The sequence below is a fragment of the Crossiella sp. CA198 genome (assembly GCF_052078295.1).
Taxonomy (GTDB): Bacteria; Actinomycetota; Actinomycetes; order Mycobacteriales; family Pseudonocardiaceae; genus Crossiella.
The window spans coordinates 1-14,938 of record NZ_JBQJIM010000016.1 but is presented as its reverse complement, the minus strand read 5'-3'; the positions used below and the strand labels follow the sequence as shown (position 1 = coordinate 14,938).

16 protein-coding genes are annotated in these 14,938 nt (G+C 70.1%); 10 read left to right on the top strand and 6 right to left on the bottom strand.

Annotated elements, in window-relative coordinates; translation table 11 throughout:
• Nucleotides 1–35: 35 nt before the first annotated feature.
• Entirely contained in the window at nucleotides 36–353 is a 318-nt protein-coding gene (locus ACTOWY_RS25980) for a hypothetical protein (RefSeq protein WP_185001051.1), read from the bottom strand.
• A 501-nt stretch (nucleotides 354–854) separates the two neighbouring features.
• On the opposite strand from ACTOWY_RS25980, the gene ACTOWY_RS25975 reads away from it, so the two are divergent.
• The 3 genes from ACTOWY_RS25975 to ACTOWY_RS25965 all read left to right on the top strand — a co-directional run bounded on the left by ACTOWY_RS25975 (nucleotide 855) and on the right by ACTOWY_RS25965 (nucleotide 3,679).
• Nucleotides 855–2,255 carry a helix-turn-helix domain-containing protein gene (locus ACTOWY_RS25975; RefSeq protein ID WP_441312283.1) on the top strand — a complete coding sequence of 467 codons (1,401 nt, stop codon included), beginning with the start codon at nucleotides 855–857 and terminating at the stop codon, nucleotides 2,253–2,255.
• A 1-nt stretch (nucleotide 2,256) separates the two neighbouring features.
• The gene (locus ACTOWY_RS25970; protein ID WP_247765918.1) at nucleotides 2,257–3,168 is read left to right on the top strand and encodes a phosphotransferase; all 912 of its coding nucleotides are present in this window, start codon (nucleotides 2,257–2,259) and stop codon (nucleotides 3,166–3,168) included.
• A gap of 310 nt (nucleotides 3,169–3,478) precedes the next feature.
• Nucleotides 3,479–3,679, top strand: coding sequence for a hypothetical protein (locus ACTOWY_RS25965; protein WP_247765919.1), 201 nt, complete (start codon nucleotides 3,479–3,481; stop codon nucleotides 3,677–3,679).
• 187 nt (nucleotides 3,680–3,866) lie between these two features.
• Here ACTOWY_RS25965 and ACTOWY_RS25960 read toward each other — a convergent pair whose 3' ends face one another.
• Genes ACTOWY_RS25960 through ACTOWY_RS25945 form a run of 4 tightly spaced genes read right to left on the bottom strand, consistent with a single transcriptional unit; the run spans nucleotide 3,867 to nucleotide 6,710 of the window.
• Complete coding sequence (locus ACTOWY_RS25960) at nucleotides 3,867–4,877, bottom strand: copper resistance D family protein (protein WP_441312282.1); 1,011 nt, start codon at nucleotides 4,875–4,877, stop codon at nucleotides 3,867–3,869.
• Nucleotides 4,874–5,413 carry a copper resistance CopC family protein gene (locus tag ACTOWY_RS25955; protein ID WP_441312281.1) on the bottom strand — a complete coding sequence of 180 codons (540 nt, stop codon included), beginning with the start codon at nucleotides 5,411–5,413 and terminating at the stop codon, nucleotides 4,874–4,876. The genes ACTOWY_RS25960 and ACTOWY_RS25955 overlap by 4 nt, the downstream gene beginning before the upstream one ends.
• Nucleotides 5,410–6,129 (bottom strand): YcnI family copper-binding membrane protein, encoded by a 720-nt coding sequence (locus ACTOWY_RS25950; RefSeq protein ID WP_441312280.1) that lies wholly within the window; start codon nucleotides 6,127–6,129, stop codon nucleotides 5,410–5,412. Before ACTOWY_RS25950 ends, ACTOWY_RS25955 begins: the two co-directional genes overlap by 4 nt.
• A gap of 41 nt (nucleotides 6,130–6,170) precedes the next feature.
• A complete protein-coding gene (locus ACTOWY_RS25945; RefSeq protein ID WP_441312279.1) occupies nucleotides 6,171–6,710 on the bottom strand; it encodes a hypothetical protein in 540 nt (179 codons plus the stop codon).
• A 152-nt stretch (nucleotides 6,711–6,862) separates the two neighbouring features.
• On the opposite strand from ACTOWY_RS25945, the gene ACTOWY_RS25940 reads away from it, so the two are divergent.
• The 6 genes from ACTOWY_RS25940 to ACTOWY_RS25915 all read left to right on the top strand — a co-directional run bounded on the left by ACTOWY_RS25940 (nucleotide 6,863) and on the right by ACTOWY_RS25915 (nucleotide 12,567).
• Entirely contained in the window at nucleotides 6,863–8,608 is a 1,746-nt protein-coding gene (locus ACTOWY_RS25940) for a BCCT family transporter (RefSeq protein ID WP_441312278.1), read from the top strand.
• Nucleotides 8,605–9,252, top strand: coding sequence for an ABC transporter permease (locus tag ACTOWY_RS25935; protein ID WP_441312277.1), 648 nt, complete (start codon nucleotides 8,605–8,607; stop codon nucleotides 9,250–9,252). Before ACTOWY_RS25940 ends, ACTOWY_RS25935 begins: the two co-directional genes overlap by 4 nt.
• The gene (locus ACTOWY_RS25930) at nucleotides 9,245–10,396 is read left to right on the top strand and encodes an ABC transporter ATP-binding protein (protein WP_441312276.1); all 1,152 of its coding nucleotides are present in this window, start codon (nucleotides 9,245–9,247) and stop codon (nucleotides 10,394–10,396) included. The genes ACTOWY_RS25935 and ACTOWY_RS25930 overlap by 8 nt, the downstream gene beginning before the upstream one ends.
• The gene (locus ACTOWY_RS25925; RefSeq protein WP_441312275.1) at nucleotides 10,393–11,139 is read left to right on the top strand and encodes an ABC transporter permease; all 747 of its coding nucleotides are present in this window, start codon (nucleotides 10,393–10,395) and stop codon (nucleotides 11,137–11,139) included. Before ACTOWY_RS25930 ends, ACTOWY_RS25925 begins: the two co-directional genes overlap by 4 nt.
• On the top strand, nucleotides 11,136–12,113 hold the full coding sequence (locus ACTOWY_RS25920) for a glycine betaine ABC transporter substrate-binding protein (protein WP_441312274.1): 978 nt from the start codon (nucleotides 11,136–11,138) through the stop codon (nucleotides 12,111–12,113). Before ACTOWY_RS25925 ends, ACTOWY_RS25920 begins: the two co-directional genes overlap by 4 nt.
• 109 nt (nucleotides 12,114–12,222) lie before the next feature.
• Nucleotides 12,223–12,567, top strand: coding sequence for a hypothetical protein (locus tag ACTOWY_RS25915; protein ID WP_247765928.1), 345 nt, complete (start codon nucleotides 12,223–12,225; stop codon nucleotides 12,565–12,567).
• Here the strand turns inward: ACTOWY_RS25915 and ACTOWY_RS25910 are convergent, their stop codons facing one another.
• Nucleotides 12,568–13,005, bottom strand: a complete 438-nt coding sequence (locus ACTOWY_RS25910) for a DUF6474 family protein (protein WP_441312273.1) — start codon at nucleotides 13,003–13,005, stop codon at nucleotides 12,568–12,570.
• A 110-nt stretch (nucleotides 13,006–13,115) separates the two neighbouring features.
• On the opposite strand from ACTOWY_RS25910, the gene ACTOWY_RS25905 reads away from it, so the two are divergent.
• Nucleotides 13,116–14,756, top strand: a complete 1,641-nt coding sequence (locus ACTOWY_RS25905; protein ID WP_441312272.1) for a TM0106 family RecB-like putative nuclease — start codon at nucleotides 13,116–13,118, stop codon at nucleotides 14,754–14,756.
• The last annotated feature ends 182 nt before the right edge of the window (nucleotides 14,757–14,938 follow it).

The following is a 14,938-nucleotide window of genomic DNA, read 5'->3' as shown; positions in this document are numbered from 1 at the left end:
AGAGCCCGAGGGCCGCGAGAGACGTCAGTCCCGGGTCAGGACACCTTCGCGGAACGAAGATGCCTGGCCGGACGTGGAGCGAGGCCACCGGCCACGAGGTGTTCATACGCCGCGCGCCACACCGAACACGGTGCCTTCTGCTGGCGCCAGCGGGTCGAACACTCGGGGCAGTTGCCGCGGTCATCGGGTTCGTGAGCAGCGAGCATCGCGCGCCAGCCCTCAGTGAGCCTGGGCAGCTCGGAACGCGCGACGGACAGCAGGGACGGGGCGTCAGCGCGGTTGGCCAGCTCGGTAAGCATGTCGAGCCGTTCCCAGACCGCGTTGCGCAGCACCTGACCCAGAATCTCGTCCACCTGACGTCACCGTCACCTTCCCGCCTGGTCGGCGGCCTCGCGCAGAGCTGTCTTGAGCTGGCCAACCTGTCCAGCCGACAGCACTGCGGTCTCGCCGGGAGGCCCGACGAGGAGAACCCTGTCTCGGTCAACGAGCACGGTCAGGAACTGACGCCGGTTCACCGAGTCGCGGCAGCTGACTCGCCACCACCGCCGGTCACCCGTGCTCTGCCACGGCGCCGGGAGCTGCCCGATGGGGGCTGCTCCGTCGCCTTCGGCAACGCTGGGTGACTCGGTCAACGCCACGGTTCCGACTTCCCTCCGTGCTCGATCCCTTACCGAAACTAAGATTGGGCCGAGTCGAACCAGAACGGGGAGTTTCAGCGCCGATCGGTGTAAGTGACACGGTGAGCGGTAGGCCAAGTTCAGTCGGGCCGATCAGCCTCACCGATGGGGACTTCACCACCGCCGGGAACTGCCCTTACTCTGCGGTTGACGCCCAGCGGACCGTAAGGGGGCGCAATGGACACCATCGGATCCCAGCCACCGCTCGTTACTCCAGACACGTGGGAGCAACGGGAGATGCGGGACGCCTTGGCAGCCCGGGACATCAGCACGGTGTACCGGCTTCTTCGCCGAGTGGGGGTGTCACAGCGCCAGATCGCGGCCAGCACCGGGCAGTCACAGTCAGAGGTGTCGGAGATCCTCAAGGGCCGCCAGGTCATGGCATATGACGTGCTTGCCCGGATCGCTGACGGGCTCCAGGTTCCGCGCGGCTACATGGGCCTCGCCTACGACGGAGCCACCGCAGTCCGGGTGGTCGGCGTCGCCGACGACCCCTTGTCCGAGGAGGATGAGTCGGTGAAGCGGAGGAGGTTCCTTCAGCACGCCGCTTCGGTGACCATGGGGGTGGTGAGCATGCCCGGGGATCCCGGGCAGTGGATCACTTCCGTGGCACAGACCCCGGCCAGGGAGAAGATCGGCAAGACCGATGTGATGCAGGTCGAGGCCGCGACCAAGGCATTGCGCGCACTGGACTACCAGTACGGCGGCGGCACCTGCCGGGACGCGGTGATCGCCCAGCTGTCCTGGGCCGAACAGCTGTTGCGCGCGGACGCGATCGACCCGGTGCGCCGCCGGTTGCGGCTGGCCCTGGCCGATCTGCACAGCCTGGCCGGCTGGACCTCGTTCGACACCGGCATGCTGGACCCGGCGCGCAACCACTTCGGCAAGGCGCTGGAATACGCCAAGCAGTGCGAGAAAAACGACCTGGTGGCCAACATCCTGTACCGGATGGGCCGGGTCTACCTGCACTACGACGAGCCCAACGACGCGCTCAAGCTGTTCCAGCTGGGCCAGCTCGCCGCGCAGGATTCCGGCTCCGCGCTGACGGTGGCCGTGTTGTGCGCCAACGAAGCCTGGGCCTACGCGATGATGGGCATGCGCGAGCAGGCGATGAAGATGGTCGGCCGGACCAAGGACGAGTTCGCCCGCGCCGACTTCGACCACGCGCCGGAGTGGGTGCGCTTCTTCACCGTCAACGACCTGCACGGGATGATCGGCTCGGTGCACCACTCGCTGGCGGGCAACGACGACTTCCGGGCCAAGCACGCGCCGCTGGCAGTGGCCGAGCTGGTCAAGTGCACCCAGGGCTACGAGTCGGATATGAAGCGCACGCACGTGTTCGGGCTGAGCATGCTGGCGGCCAACCACATCCGCTCCGGCGATGTCGGCGAGGGCCTGCGGGTCGGCCGGGTCGCCTACTCCATGGGCGAGGGCGTGAACTCGGTCCGGGTGGCCGACCGCATGATCGACATCCAGCAGGAGTCGGAGCGGTACAAGCACATCGCCGAGGCCAAGGACCTGGCCGAGGAGGTCCGTCAGTTTCGGATTCGTACCGGATCCCCGCAGAAACGACCATGACGTGAACGTTCGGGTTCGCCCCGACGCGGACGGACGGTACAGCCGTGCCAAGCTCCGGACCGCCCTCGGGGAGATCTGCGACGCCGCCGGGCTGGACCCGGGCGGCGCGCGGCTGATCCGTTTTGTCAACAACGCGGTGTTCCACCTGCTGGCGCACCCGGTGGTGGTGCGCATCGTGCTGTCGCCCTCGCTGCGCTACCGGGCGGACAACGTGGTGCGCGCGGCGAGCTGGCTGGCCGAGCACGAGGTGCCCGCGGTCCGCCTGCTGCCGGGCGTGCCGCAGCCGCTACACGTCAACGGGCACGTGGCCACGCTCTGGCAGGCGGTGCCCGAGGTCGGGCAGGCCACCGGGCTGGAGCTGGCCCAGCTGCTCAAACGATTGCACGCCCTGCCCGCACCACCCGACCATCTCGCCAGGTGGGAACCGCTGGGCGATGTGCGGCGACGGCTGGCCGATGCCGAGGAGCTGGACCCGGAGGACCGCGAGTTCCTGGCCAACCGGTGCACCGAGCTGGAAGCCGAGCTGGCGGCGCTGGAGTACCACCTGCCGCAGGGCGTCATCCACGGCGACGCGCACGTGGGCAACGTGATCAGCACGCCGATCGGCCCGCTGCTGTGCGACCTGGACTCGGTCTGCTTCGGCCCGCGCGAGTGGGACCTGACCCCGCTGGCCGTTGGCAAGCTGCGCTTCCGGCACACGGGTGACCGGTATCGGCAACTCTCCAGGGCTTATGGCTTCGATGTCACGAAGTGGCCAGGCTTCCCGGTGCTACGCCAAGTGCGCGAGCTGAAGCTGACCACCGGCGTCCTTTCGATCCTGCGCAGTAACCCGGATGTCCGAACGGAGCTGGCCAAACGGCTGCAGTCCTTCCGTTCGGGTGACACCCGGGCCCGCTGGACCCCGCATCGTTGACCCGAACGGCCGCGTCACCTGGCACCTGCTGGGGTATACAGCTCGCCGCGATCCTCCTTCAGAATGAGTCGATCGGTAACGCAATCCTTCTCTAGGACGACATAAGGACGTCAACGGAACGTCAAGACTCTCAGTGTGGTCACTCTGGGTGGCAGCGATGTTCGTTCTGCGAACTCTTGCTGGGTGCGATCGCGAAGGGCGGAGAAACGTGTTGAGCTTCTCCACAAAAAGCAAGGCGCGTCTGCGCGGCCGGAAGGCCCTGCGAGCCGCGGAGATGTTGGATGAGGTCGTCGACAGCCAGCTTCCGTTGGTGACCGAGCTGTCCGAGACCAGTCGTCGGCGTTCGGCCGACTACCTGTCCGAGCTGGTGATGCTCGCGCAGGACTACCGCCACTACGCGGCAGGCTGGATCGACCATGAGGAACTCCAGCGCCGGGGCAACGCCGCGGTGGCCAGGCTGGAACAGCTCAGCCAGGAGCGCAGGGCCGCCGCGCTCACCGAACAGGAATGACGCCGCGCTGGAACTGAACGGCCCTAGGTCGTGTCCCGTGGATCGCGCACGCGATCGCCGGGCCCAGCCCGCCCCTGACGGCACCGTCGGGACGACCACGTACAACACCGGTACGCGGCCGCCCCGACGGCACCACCAGGAACGACCTGGACTCCGGCGCTCACGCACGGGATTCACGGGACATGACCTAGCTGAGCGAGGCCCTGGCCAAGGCCGCGGCCAGGCCGATCGCCAGCGCCATCACCAGCAGTTCCAGCGAGATCCACAGGGTCACCGGGGCCGCCCGGTGGCGAATGATCGCGGGCATCAGCCGGAACCGCAGCCAGCCGCCGAGTCCGGCGAGCACCAGCAGCGCGGCCGTCTTGGTCAGCACCACCCAGCCGTAACCGGTGCCGAACAGGGCGGCCGCCCAGCTGATCCCCGGGCGGCCGGTGAGCTGGACCACGGCGTTGACCACGCCGCTGACCGCGACCGCGCCCAGGCAGACCGAGCCGATGGCGGCGAACCGCGGCAGCGCCTCGGCCAGCAGGCCGCGATGCGGCACGACCAGGAAGAACATCGCGCCCAGGCCGCCGACCCAGCCCGCCGCGGCCATCACGTGCACGCTCATCGACAGCAGCGCCAGCTCGTGGTTGGCCGCGGCCGAGGAGTGCCCGGTGAGGGCGAGCGGGATCTGGCCGAGCATGGCCACCAGTACCGGCAGCTCGGCAGGCGGCCGAGGGCCGGCGCGCAGGCCGAGGCCGTGCAGCACGGTGTAGCCCAGTGCGCAGGCCGCGGCGACCAGCAATGCCCGGCCGGCGCCGACGGTGGCCGCGTAGTCCAGCAGCGCGGCGCCGTCCAGGCCGAGTCCGGCCGGGGCGAGTTCGGCGGCCTGCACCCAGAGCAGCAGCACCGCGGCCATCGCCCAGGCCGCGCCGAGCACCAGGCCGATCCGGTGGGCCCGGACCAGCACCGGCCGGGTCCGGGTGGTCCGCCCGGCACGCAGCAGCAACGGCAGCATGGCCAGGCCGACCGCGGCCACCGCGCCCACGTCCACGGCCAGCCGCAACGCGGGCAGACCCAGCCGGACCACCGCTCCCGGCGCTGGCACCCCGGGCGCCGGGGCGGCCGCGGTGAGCAGGGAACCGATCGTGGTTCCGACTGCCGCGGTCGCCACCAGGCCCAGGAGCAGCGGGATGGTGGTCCGGCTTGTGGTCATGCCTTCTTGGAAGGTTTGGCCAGCACCAGGGCTACCGCCACCCCGGCGATGAGCAGCACGGCCGCGCCGACGATCCACAGCCACACCGGCGTGCCGGTCGAGCCCTCGGCCTGGGCGTTGGCGCTGCCCTCGGCCTGCGGGCTCAGCGTTGCCGTGGTCGGGGTGCCGTTACCGGCCTTGGTCAGGGTGAACGGGACCGCGCCGGTCACCGGGTGCCCGTCCGCGGACAGGATCCGGTACCCGATGGTGTAGTCCCCGGCCGGTCCCAGCGGCAGCAGCGCCGCGGTGACCACCGAACCGGACACCTTGGGCGTGCCGCCCTCCCAGCGGGTGCCGTTCGGCCCGGTCACGGTGATCGTGTTGAAGCCGTCCTGCACCTCCTGGTCGAACTTCAGCATCACCTCCGCCGGACCGGCCTCCACCTGGGACTTGGCCTTGGGGTTGCTGTCGGAGAGCACGTTGTGCGCGAAGGCGGGGGCCGCCGAACCGAGCAGGGCGGCCCCGGCGATCACCAGGGTGGCGAGCAGGCGCCTCATGCGGCCGACCGCCTGCCCCGCAGGATCGCGCCCACGCCGAAGCCGAGGCCGAGCGCGCCCACGGCCAGGCCGGCGCCGCCGAGCCAGCGGGCCGCGGTGTCGGTGCCCGCGGCGGCCGCGTCCTTGTGCCCGTCGGTCTTGGCCGCGGCGCTGGCCGTGGCGCCTGCGCCGTGGCCGTGCGCGTCACCGGCGGCGGCGGTCAGCTTGAGCACGGGCGCCGGGTGGTCCGGCTCCTGGCCGTTGGCCGCGGGCGGGGCGTCCCACTTCACGACCTTGCCGTCGTCGTAGGTCTGGGTGGCGGGCAGCAGCAGCTGGTCGGTGTTGGTGGGCAGCTTGCCGAGGGAGACCTCGAACTCGGCGAACTCGTCCGGGTTGATCCGCACGCCCTGATCCGCCTGCCAGGTGATGGTGCTGACCACGTCCTTCTCGCCGTTCTTCACCTTGGTCACCGAGGCTTTCCAGCCGGGCACGGCCTTGGTGCGCACCGAGGTGAGCGGGAAGTCCTTGGGCAGGTTGACCTCAAGCTTCACCGTGCCCGCGGTCGCGGACTCGTTGGGCACCCGGAAGGCGACCTTGGTGTAGCTGCCCTTGGCTGCCTCGCCGGGCTGGACGCTGACATGGGCCGAGGCCAGGCCCGCGGTGACCAGGGCCGCGGCCGAGGTCAGGGTCACGATCGCGCCTGCGCGCAGCAGGGCGCGGTGTCGGGAAGTCGACATATCTCCTGATTTCTTCACTGCTGTGGGGAGGATGGGCTGCCTTAACTGGAGAACGCGGGCGGTCCGCGCCGGGTTCGGAGGCGGCTCAACAGCAGTTCGAGCAGGAGCGGAGCCGGACCGCCGAGGATGGCGAGCCGGGGGGAGGTGGACACGGGCAGCGGGACCGGTCGGCGGCGCGCCACCACCCCGAGGGCGGCGAACAGCGCGAACAACGCGGATTCGGCGTTGACCAGCAGGAATGCCGTGCCGAGTGCGGCCAGGACGTGTGCGAGGGTCATCAGCGCCGGATCGGCGAGGCCGGGTCCGGCGTGGCCGTGTTCGGCGAGGTCGAAGAGCACATGCTGCACGCACTGGGCCAGGCCGAGGACGAGCAGGATACCGGGCAGGCCACGGCGGCGACCGGCCAGCGCGGTGCCCGCGGCGGCCACAATCAGGGTGAGCAACACGGTCAGCACACCGTCGTCGACCTGACCGCCTGCCAGGCCGTGCGCGGCTCCGCTGAGCGCGGAACTGCAGATCGCGAGCACACTACCCCTGAGTACGCGGACTGCTCCGCGTACCGGGTCCAGGGTTGTGCGCACCAGGAGAGCGTACGGCGCAGCGCAATGTCACTACTTCGCTACAGAATGCGGCACAGGTTTACCGCGTTACTCCGAACGGGTAACGGTGAAACGCAGGAATCGGTAGCCGTTCCCGTTCGTGAAGGAGGAGGCGCTCTCGGGCGCCGAACACCGTGACGACTGACGACCACCTCACCTCGGGTCCCGCTGCTACTGGTGGTACCCCAGCCAACCCCGATCAACCCACCCAACTTCCCGGTGAACCACTCGCCGAACGTCCGGCCCGGCTCGACCCGGTGGTCTTCGGGGTCGCCGCGGTCATCGCGCTGGCCTTCATCGCCTGGGGCGTAGCCGACAGCCAGGGCCTGGGCAACGCGGCCAAGGCGGCGCTGAACTGGCTCATCACCAACGCGGGCTGGGCCTTCGTGCTGGCCGCCTCCGGTTTTGTGGTGTTCGCGCTGTGGCTGGCGGCCAGTCGCTACGGCAAGATCCCGCTCGGCCAGGACGGCGAGGAACCGGAGTTCCGGACTTCCTCCTGGGTGGCCATGATGTTCAGCGCGGGCATGGGCATCGGCCTGATGTTCTACGGGGTCAGCGAGCCGCTGGCGCACTTCGTCAAACCGCCGCCGGGCACGGTTGGCCCGGCCACCGACGAAGCCCTCGAGACCGCGATGTCCACCACGCTGTTCCACTGGACCGTGCACCCGTGGGCGATCTACGCGGTGGTCGGCCTGGCCATCGCCTACGGCAGCTTCCGCCGCGGCAGGCGTCAGCTGATCAGCGCGGTGTTCGCCCCGCTGTTCGGTCGTCGCCAGGCCGAGGGGCCGCTGGGCAAGACCATCGACATCCTGGCCATCTTCGCCACCCTGTTCGGCTCGGCCACCTCGCTCGGCCTTGGCGCGCTGCAGATCGGGCGCGGCCTGCGCGAGGTGGGCTGGCTGGACCAGGCGGGCACCACCCTGCTGGTGGTGATCATCGTGGTGCTGACCATCGCGTTCATCGCCTCGGCCGTCTCCGGCGTAGCCAAGGGCATCCAGTGGCTGTCCAACATCAACATGGTGCTGGCAGGCGTGCTGGCGTTGTTCCTGTTCGTGGTCGGCCCGACCGTGCTGATCCTCAACCTGGTGCCCACCTCGATCGGCCACTACTTCGCCGACCTGGCCGAGATGTCCGCGCGCACCGCGGCCACCGGCGGCGACGCGATGAACACCTGGCTGACCGGGTGGACGGTCTTCTACTGGGCCTGGTGGATCTCCTGGACGCCGTTCGTGGGCATGTTCGTGGCCCGGATCAGCCGCGGCCGCACCATCCGGCAGTTCATCACCGGGGTGATCCTGGTGCCCAGCCTGGTCAGCCTGGTGTGGTTCTCCGTGCTCGGCGGCACCGCGCTCAACCTGCAGCGCAACGGGGTCGACCTGGCGGGCGCGTCCGGGCAGGAAGCCCAGCTCTTCGGCGTGCTCAAACAGTTCCCGCTGGCCGGGGTGGCCAGTGTGATCGTGATGCTGCTGGTGGCGATCTTCTTCGTCTCCGGCGCGGACGCGGCCTCGATCGTGATGGGCACGCTGTCCCAGCGCGGGTCGATCGCGCCGAAGAAATCCGTGGTGATCTTCTGGGGCGCGCTGACCGGCGCGGTGGCCGCGGTGATGCTCACCGTGGGCGGGCAGAACGCGCTCAGCGGGCTGCAACAACTCACCATCATCGCCGCGGTGCCCTTTACCGTGGTCATGGTGCTGATGTGCGTCTCGCTGGCCAAGGACCTGCGGCAGGACCCGATGATCCGGCGGGAAAACAAGGGCGTCGAGGTGGTCGAGGCCGCGGTGATCAGCGGCACCGAGCAGTACGGCCATGACTTCCAGCTGGAGGTCAGCCCTGGCAACGGCAACGGCCACGACGACACCCCGGTCAGCGGCAAGCCGTGAGCTTCTGGGAGTTCGTCACCTCGCGCTGGGAGTCGCTGCTGCTGGACTCCTCGCTGCACGCGAGCGTGGTGGTGCAGTGCACGCTGATCGCGACCGCGCTCGGCGTGCTGCTCGGGGTGGCGGTGTACCGCAGCCGGCTGGGCTCGGCCATCGCCACCGCGCTGACCAGCGCGATCCTCACCATCCCGTCCTTCGCGCTGCTCGGGTTGCTGATCCCGGTGCTGGGCCTTGGCGTGGCGCCGACGGTGACCGCGCTGGTGCTGTACGCGCTGCTGCCGATCGTGCGCAACACCATCGTCGGCATGTCCGGGGTGGACCCGGCGGTGGTGGACGCGGCCCGCGGCATCGGGATGGCCCGCTGGCGGGTGCTCACCCTGGTCGAGCTGCGGCTGGCCTGGCCGACCATCCTCACCGGCATGCGGGTCAGCGCCCAGCTGCTGATGGGCATCGCCGCGATCGCCGCCTACGCCAAGGGCCCCGGCCTGGGCAACCTCATCTTCAGCGGGCTGACCAGGGTGGGCAGCGCGAACGCGATCAACTCGGCGGTGGCCGGGACACTGGGCGTCATCGTGCTGGCGCTGCTGCTCGACGGCGTGTTCCTGATCATCGGCCGGCTGACCACCTCCAGGGGGATCCGTGTCTGAACACAGCAAGGTCAGCGGCGTCGAGATCGAGCTGACCGAGGTCACCAAGCGTTATTCCGGGCAGAAGGCCGCGGCGGTGGAGTCGGTGTCGATGACCATCCCGGCCGGGGAGACGGTGGTCTTCGTCGGGCCCTCCGGGTGCGGCAAGACCACCACCATGAAGATGATCAACCGGCTGATCGAGCCGACCAGCGGGCGGATCACCATCGGCGGGCAGGACGCGCTGGGGCTGGACCCGGACGAGCTGCGGCGGCGGATCGGTTACGCCATCCAGCAGGCCGGGCTGTTCCCGCACCTGACCGTGGCGCAGAACGTTGGCATGGTGCCTGGCCTGCTGAAATGGGAGAAGAAACGGGTCGCGGACCGGGTCGAGGAAATGCTCGACCTGGTCGGGCTGGACCCGGGTGAGTTCGCCGACCGGTACCCGCGACAGCTCTCCGGCGGGCAGCAGCAGCGGGTCGGGGTGGCCAGGGCGCTGGCCGCGGACCCGCCGGTGCTGCTGATGGACGAGCCCTTCGGCGCGGTGGACCCGATCACCAGGGGAAACCTGCAGGACGAGCTGCTCCGGCTGCAGGCGGAGCTGGGCAAGACGATCGTGTTCGTCACGCACGACTTCGACGAGGCGGTCAAGCTCGGCGACCGGATCGCGGTGCTCGGCGAGCGGTCCCGGATCCTGCAGTACGACACCCCGGAGGCCATCCTGGCCAACCCGGCCGATGACACGGTGGCCGGTTTTGTCGGCGCCGGCGCCTCGCTCAAACAGCTCACCCTGCGCCGGGTGCGCGAGGTGGAGCTGTCCGAGGTGCCCACTGCCGGGGCCAGTGATTCAGCGGCTGAGCTGGCCGAACGGCTCGGCAGGCGACGCGGCGCGGTCGGCCTGGTGCTGGACAACCGGCGCCGTCCGCTGCGCTGGGTGACCCCACCGGACCTGACCACCGGTTTCGCCCTTGACCGGGCCGGGCGCGCGGTGGAGGACACCGTGGCGATGGCCTCCACCCTGCACGACGCGCTGGAGGCGGTGCTCACCGACGACGACGGGCTGGCCGTGGTGACCGGCTCCCGCGGTGAGTACATCGGCGTGGTCACCATGGACACGCTGATGGCCGCGGTGCGGGCGATGCGCGATGAGCTGGAGACGGCGTGAGTTCGCCAGTCCGCCAGGCCAAGCGCCTGCAGCTGTTCGCCGAACCGATCGCGGTGCTGCTGATCGTGGCCGCGGTGCTGGTGTGGGCCTTCACCGGTGAACTGGACTCGATCGAGCAGCGCAACATCACCTTCGCCAACATCCTCACCCTGACCTGGGAGCACCTCCAGCTCACCGCGGCCATCTCGGTGATCGTGCTGCTGGCAGGGGTGCCACTGGGCGTGCTGGTCAGCCGCCGCTGGGCCCGGCACATCGCCCCGCTGGTGCTGGGCCTGGCCACCATCGGCCAGGCCGCCCCCGCGGTCGGCGTGCTGGTGCTGTTCTTCCTGCTCACCGGCCAGACCGGGTTCTGGATCGCGGTGCTGCCGATGGCGCTCTACGCGCTGCTCCCGGTGCTGCGCAACACCCTGGTCGGCCTGCAACAGGTGGACCGCACCCTGGTGGAGGCAGGCCGTGGCATCGGCATGTCCGCCTTCACCGTGCTCCGCCGGATCGAGTTCCCGCTGGCCATCCCGCACGTGCTGGCCGGCATGCGCACCGCGCTGGTGCTCGCGGTGGGCGTGGCCACGCTGGCCATGTTCGTCAACGGCGGCGGCCTCGGCTCGATGATCGACACCGGCTACAAGCTGCGCCGCACCTCGATCCTGGTGGTCGGCGCGGTGCTGGCGGCGGCATTGGCCCTGCTGGTGGACTGGCTGGGCGGCCTGGCCGAACGGCGACTCGGCCCGAAGGGACTTCGATGAGGAACCGTCCACTGTGGACAGTCGCGCTGCTGATGACCGGCAGTCTGCTCGCGGGTTGCGGGCTTTCGGCGGGTGGGGCGCCGCCGCTTCACGTGAAACCGGGATCGATTCAGCCGGTGCCCGAGCTGGCCGGGGTCGAGCTGACCGTGGGGTCCAAGGACTTCAGTGAGCAGCTGGTGCTGGCCTATCTGGCCGAGTTCGCGCTGAGCGCGGCCGGGGCCAAGGTGCGGGACCTGTCCAACATCGCCGGGTCCAACAGCGGCCGGGACGCGCTGCTGACCGGGCAGGTCGACCTGATGTGGGAGTACACCGGCACCGGGTGGATCAGCTACCTCGGCAAGGAGGACCCGATCCCGGACGACGCCGCGCAGTTCGAGGCGGTGCGCAAGGAGGACCTGGCGCGCAACGGGATCGTGTGGAGCCTGATGGCGCCGCTGAACAACACCTACGCGTTCGCGATGAGTCGCAAGAACGCCGAGCGGCTGGGCATCCGGACCATGTCCGAGCTGGCCACACTCATCAAGGAGAAGCCGCAGGAGGGCACCTTCTGCCTGGAGAGCGAGTTCGCCAGCCGCAACGACGGCATGCCGGGGGTGCAGAAGACCTACGGGTTCGAGCCTGCGCCGGGCAACATCAAACTGCTCGGCATCGGGCCGATCTACCAGGCCGTGGCCAACAGTGGGACCTGCAACTTCGGCGAGGTCTTCACCACCGACGGGCGGGTGCTGGCCCTCGACCTGGTGGTGCTGGCCGATGACCGGAACTTCTTCCCGCGCTACAACGCCTCGGTCACCCTGCGCAAGGAGACCGCGGGCGCGCACCCGCAGATCGCCGAGGTGCTGCGGCCGGTGGCGGCCAAGCTGACCAACGAGGTGGTGCTCAAGCTCAACGCCGAGGTCGACGTGGACGGCAAGGACCCGGCCGAGGTGGCCAGGGACTGGCTGGTGCGCGAGGGCTTCGTGCGGCTGCCCTGAGTAGAACTACGGAAGCTGACATCAGGGTCGACTCGGGGGTTTGCCCCATGGTGACTGTCGGTATCCCAGGCCAGGATGGTCACTGACGATCTTTCCGGGAGGGGATGTCATGCGGGGACTGGATTCGGTTCGGTACGTGCTGCTCGGTCACACCCTGGTGGCCTGGCTGACGGCCGGGGTGCTGTGGGCGGGGAGCGCGTTCGAGTTCCCGTTCGCCATGGCCACGGTGATGACCGGCGCGGTCGGGCTGGTGCTGGCCCTGCTGCTGCCCGGTTACTCCCAGCAGCTGCGCACCAGCGGGCTCTGGTTCACCGCGATCCTCATCCCGCTGAACCTGGCGCTGTCCGCGCTCTCGGTGTCCGCGCTGGCCGGGGCGGTGCTCGCGGCGGTCGCCTTCACCCTGCTGCTGCGGCCGTTCCAGCTGCCGTTGCGGTACCGGCAGACCACCGCCTGATCAGACGCCCAGGTGGTGCAGCAGGTGTGACTCGATCCGGTCGAGTTCGGTGGACACCGCGCGGTGCGCGGCCTTGCGCCGAGGGGTCGGCATCCGCTCGGCGGCCCGCACCACCGCGGCCAGTTCGACCAGCCGGGACTCGCCGTCCCTGGCGAAGGCCACGATCTCCTCGCTGGCGTTGACCCGCAGTTCGGTCAGCGCGTTGGCGATGCCGGCGATCCGGGCGTGCAGCGCACCACCGCGGCCGCTGTAGGTGGACAGGTGCTCCACCGGGATGCCCAGCTTGCGGGCGCGCATCCGGTCGTAGCCGTCCCTGGCCGCCGCGGCGGCCTTGAGCGCGACCGGCGCGAGCAGTGGCAGCACCACCTTGCCGATGCCGATCAGGTGCCTGGCACGGGCGGGAGTCAGCTTGGGCAGTCCTCGCCGGATGCGGGCCATACCGCTCAGCCTAGGCCGCTCGGGGGTTTCTTGGCGGTTCCGGCGCGCGAGCAGCCGAGATCAACCGGGTTGCCGACACGGAGCGCTCTCCGGCCACTTACCCTGCATGAGTGACGTCTGCGGTGCTACTTGATGCCGGGGTGGTGACCCGGTGCCGGCGCCGCGTGCACCTCGAACACGACCCGACCATGGTCAACTCGCCCAAGGCGCCGCCGGATCCGGCGGCCGAGCAGCGGATGAGCGACGCGGCCGCGCACCGGCGTGCGGTGGCCGACCGGTTGTCCCGGCAGGTGGGCGCGGAGTGGACCGAGGTGCCCGCTGGTGAGGGCCCGGCCGACCGGGAGCGGATCACCACCGCGGTGCTGGGCGCCGGCGCCCGGTTCGTGTGGGGTGGCCTGCTGCCCTCAGACCGCTCCGGCGGGCGGCGCGGCGGCATCGACCTGCTGGTCCGGGACGGCAACGGTGGGTACATCCCGGTGCTGGTGGTCCGGCACAAGATCACCGACCCCGGCACCGGGGCGCGCACCACGCCGTTCGGCCAGCTCTACCCGGGCAGCGCTCGGGTCGACCCGATCCGCAAGGTCCGGCCGCAGCCCAGGGACCAGCTCCGGTTGGCGCACGCGCACCGGCTGCTGCAGGCCGCCGGGCTGGCCGCGCGCGGCCGGGCGATGGGCGGGGTGATCGGCCTGGACGCCGATGTGGTGCTCTGGCACGACCTGGACGCGCCGACCTGGCCGAACGGCCGGACCGCGCTCAAGGAGTACGACGCCCGCTTCGCCGACCGGCTCGCGGTGGCGGCCGCGGCGGCCGGTGAGCGGGACGCGCTGGCCCGGCCGTCCCGGATCCTGGAGTGCCGCAGCTGCCCGTGGTGGCCGACCTGCGAGGCCGCGCTGATCGAGCGCCGGGACGTCAGCCTGGTGGTGCGTGGCGAGGACGCGGTGTCCCTGCGCGGCATCGGAGTGTCCACTGTGGACCAGCTGGCGGCCTGGGAGACCACGGTCGAGGCGCCTGCGCAGATGGTGGGCATGCCCTTCGGCGACGCGGTGCTGCTGGCCAGGGCCTGGCTGCGCGGGGCCTCGCTGGTGCGCCGCGAGGAACGGGTGCTGGTGCCGAGGGCCGATGTGGAACTGGACGTGGACATGGAGAGCTTCGGCGACGCCGGGGCCTACATGTGGGGCTGTCACCTCTCCGGCGCGGACATCGGCGAACCCCAGGGTTACCGGGCCTTCGTCACCTGGGATCCGTTGCCCTGCGCGGACGAGGCGCGCTCCTTCGGCGAGTTCTGGTCCTACCTGACGCACGTGCGGCTGCGGGCGAGCGCGCGCGGGCTGAGCTTCCGCGCCTACTGCTACAACGAACTCGCGGAGAACCGGTGGATGCTCGGTTCGGCCGAGCGCTTCGCCGGGAAGCCGGACATCCCGACCCTGCAGACCGTGCAGGACTTCATCGGCTCGCCGCAGTGGGTGGACCTGTTCGGCATCGTGCGCGACCAGTTCCTGTGCGCCAAGGGCAAGGGGCTGAAGATGATCGCCCCGGCGGCCGGATTCAGCTGGCGGGACCCGGAGGCCGGTGGCGAGAACTCGATGCGCTGGTACCGGGACGCGGTCGGCATGGACGGTGGCGAACCACTGCCCGACCAGCGGGAACGGCTGCTGGAGTACAACGAGGACGATGTCCGCGCGACCTGGACGCTGCGCCGCTGGATGGACTCGCCCGCGGTGTACGAACTGCCGTACGCCGGGGAGCTGTGACGGTGCGGCTGGCCCAGGGAACAAGCCGGGCCGCACCATTCCGCAGCGTTAGCGGCAATGCCGCGTAGTTAGGGTTTGGGGTCTGTTGTCAAGCCTGCTGCTGTCAGCACGATCACGGTGATCTCTGCTCGATGGTTGGTGCGGTCGATGTCGCCTTTCGCGCGGTGTTTGGAGATCGCTCG